Source organism: Muribacter muris (genome assembly GCF_001038205.1).
Lineage (GTDB): Bacteria > Pseudomonadota > Gammaproteobacteria > Enterobacterales > Pasteurellaceae > Muribacter > Muribacter muris.
In genome coordinates, this window is record NZ_JWIZ01000115.1 from 1 (window position 1) to 2,725 (window position 2,725).

Here is a 2,725-nt window from a genome sequence, read left to right on the forward strand (position 1 = left end):
CGAAATAACTCTCATCAACCTCGATTTTTCCTTCGAAAATGTCTTGTTCTTCAAAGTCGAGATGATATGCGATGACGAGTCTAATCTTGTGGTACAACAGTGCCGCGGTATTCGGTTGAATGTCAAACACATTAGCCGCTGTTCTTGCTGTCACTTCTGCAAAAAAATCGAGCAGTCTTAGCTGAACTTTTTTCTTTAATTTACAGTGAGTTATCTTCATTTTTGTAGTATGGCATTATTGCTAATCTACTACAGCACCTAAATTAAATGTGGTAATATTTATTTTATTGATAACTAAAAACTACCTTATATGAAGGTGGATTTTTTAGTTTACAGCGATAATAGAGAAGAGTACGAACCTATCATTATTCCCCAAGACGAAGCGGAATATCTACAAATCATCGGGCAAGTGGTGCATATTGGCAAAAGCCTAGTTTAAAATTTTAAAGCCGTTTTAAAAACCGCTCAAAACCCACCTAAAGTTATGCAAAAAGTTTCGCAAAAATAGCCCATTTTCAACCATTTTTGCCCATTTTGTTTTTTGCATAACATTCAAAACCAAAAATGCGAAGAGCCTTGCAGTTCCTAGCTTCTTCGCATTTTTTTCGCACCAAATTATTTCTTCTCTAGTTATGCAAAAAGAATCAGTACCCCATAAGATTAGACTCGTCATCGCATATCATATCGTCCTTGAAGAACAAGACATTTTCGAAGGAAAAATCGAGGTTGATGAGAGTTATTTCGGTGGTCATCGCAAAGGTAAACGAGGTCGGGGAGCAGCAGGAAAAGTCGCAGTTTTTGGCTTACTAAAACGTCAAGGAACGGTGTTTACCGTTGTGGTTAAAAAAATACCAAAGCAGAAACGCTAATGCCTGTTATGACAAGGAAAATCAGGCCTGACAGTTGGGTTTATACCGATCCTTATCGCAGTTATGATGCGTTAGATGTCAGCGAATTTCAGCACGAAAGCATCAACCATTCAGAGACTTTTGTTGAGCGTGAAAATCATATTAACGGTATTGAACATTTTTGGAGTCAGGCGAAATGCGTGCTGCGAAAATACAACGGAATAAACCGAAAAAACTTCCCCTTATTCTTGAGGCATGTGAATTTCGGTTTAACTTTGGGACACCAAAAGCACAACTAAACACGTTACGCAAATAGTGTGATATTTAGGGCTAATCTACTACAGCCCCTTATTTTTAATCACTTTATATATTCTTCTGATTTATAAGAAAAATATAAGTGATTAACTATAGAATAAAGTGAATAACTGTAGAAAAATAGCAACATTGCATACTATATCCAAGCCTGGGCGCTCGTATCCTCACCACGCCCCCGCACTTAATGTGTCGATTTCAAAGCAATACCCTCACGCCTTGCCATATATCACCGAAATCTGAACAATGGAATATTCATACTGACTGTAGTGTGCCAGTTGGCAGTTTTAAGCCTGTTTGCTGGCATTTAATATGCAACATAGACAAAATCACGCGGGCAAATGTGCTGATACAGATAATGGCATAACTGAGCAGTCTTTCCTCCGTCCTAAATTGGAAAAGCACCCACAATACCGATTTGCTACACAAAGCAGATGCTGTTGCGATATTGATGATTATTACAATCTAGCTTCATTCTGCGTTGGGATATTAATCGCTGATGCAATTTGAAGCCAGATTTAGGAGAGCATAGTTGCAGAAAGTTGATCTATTATAGTACCTCTTACTTAAACCTACCTCGGAAAGATAAAGAGAGGGCGAAGTGACCGAACTTAATTGCGGCCTTTGATGCAGAGGTTGGAGTAACTGCAGCAGAGTTGGATTTAGAGTAAGGACTCCTCTTAACTAATTGTTTTAAAATGGAAACTCGATATTTTAAGTACCGTAAAAAACGCCGTTCACATTTCTTTAAATAAAGCTCAAAATGTGATTTTGGAATACCGTTAAATTTACGTAAATGGCGTTTTGCTTGGCGCCCAAAATTCTCAATTCCGTTAATGTGGTTATAATTTTAAGCAAAATATGTGCTGTGATTGAGACAAAAATGATTAAATTCACTGATATCAAGTACATCATAACTACGGTAAGTATCGATGCAAACAATACTGTCTGGCTTCACTTGCTCTCGAATAATCGGCAGTAGCGTGGCTGATTGAGTATTTCGGTACGGTAATGGTATAAGCCTTACCATTGTGCTTGAGAAGCCAGAATACAGAGATTTTACCCGCTGCTCCACGGCCATGTTTTCCTTTACGAGCATTACCAAAGTCGCTTCCGTCTACTTCAATTTCACCCTCAAAAATTTTCAAATGTTGGCTATTTTGATAGATAAGTAGGCATAAACGATGAAAATAGTATATGATCTAACCCCAAAAGTTAGACTGATTTAATTTGAGGACTGAGTTCTGTATTTCACAGGACTTAGTCATTTTAATTTCACTTGAATACGCTCATTATTGTAGTTAATGAATATACTTGTGAATAGTTGCTCAAGTTTAGCAAAAGTTTTAAATTGTCTGTCGAAAGAGCATCTGGCTTTTAGCCGTCCGTAAAAGTTTTCCATTGCCCTGTTATCCAAACAATTTCATTTTTTCTACATACTTTGCATAATGTCATTGTCTCTAATATCGCTCAATAGCCTGGCATTTTATATTGCCAACCTTGATCGGAATGTAATATCAGATTGGACCTAGTAAGCCTTGTCGTTGCTTGTTTCAGCATACTTG

Annotated in this window: 1 protein-coding gene and 4 pseudogenes; 2 read left to right on the plus strand and 3 right to left on the minus strand. The window is 37.5% G+C overall.

Features of this window, described 5'->3' with window-relative positions; genetic code table 11:
* Positions 1-220, minus strand: a pseudogene (locus RO21_RS13190) (IS1595 family transposase); the annotation flags it as partial.
* Positions 221-310: 90 nt separating this feature from the next.
* On the opposite strand from RO21_RS13190, the gene RO21_RS13670 reads away from it, so the two are divergent.
* Complete coding sequence (locus RO21_RS13670; protein WP_277619737.1) at positions 311-439, plus strand: hypothetical protein; 129 nt, start codon at positions 311-313, stop codon at positions 437-439.
* A 106-nt stretch (positions 440-545) separates the two neighbouring features.
* A pseudogene (locus RO21_RS12670) lies at positions 546-1,164 on the plus strand (IS1595 family transposase).
* A gap of 672 nt (positions 1,165-1,836) precedes the next feature.
* Here RO21_RS12670 and RO21_RS12675 read toward each other — a convergent pair.
* Together RO21_RS12675 and RO21_RS13805 are read right to left on the minus strand one after the other, a co-directional pair.
* A pseudogene (locus RO21_RS12675) lies at positions 1,837-2,356 on the minus strand (IS1595 family transposase); the annotation flags it as partial.
* 68 nt (positions 2,357-2,424) lie between these two features.
* A pseudogene (locus tag RO21_RS13805) lies at positions 2,425-2,583 on the minus strand (integrase core domain-containing protein); the annotation flags it as partial.
* Positions 2,584-2,725: the final 142 nt, after the last annotated feature.

Coding starts and splice junctions, on each gene's coding strand:
- RO21_RS13670 (WP_277619737.1), top strand. CDS start 311: ATGAAGGTGGATTTTTTAGTTTACAGCGATAATAGAGAAGAGTACGAA.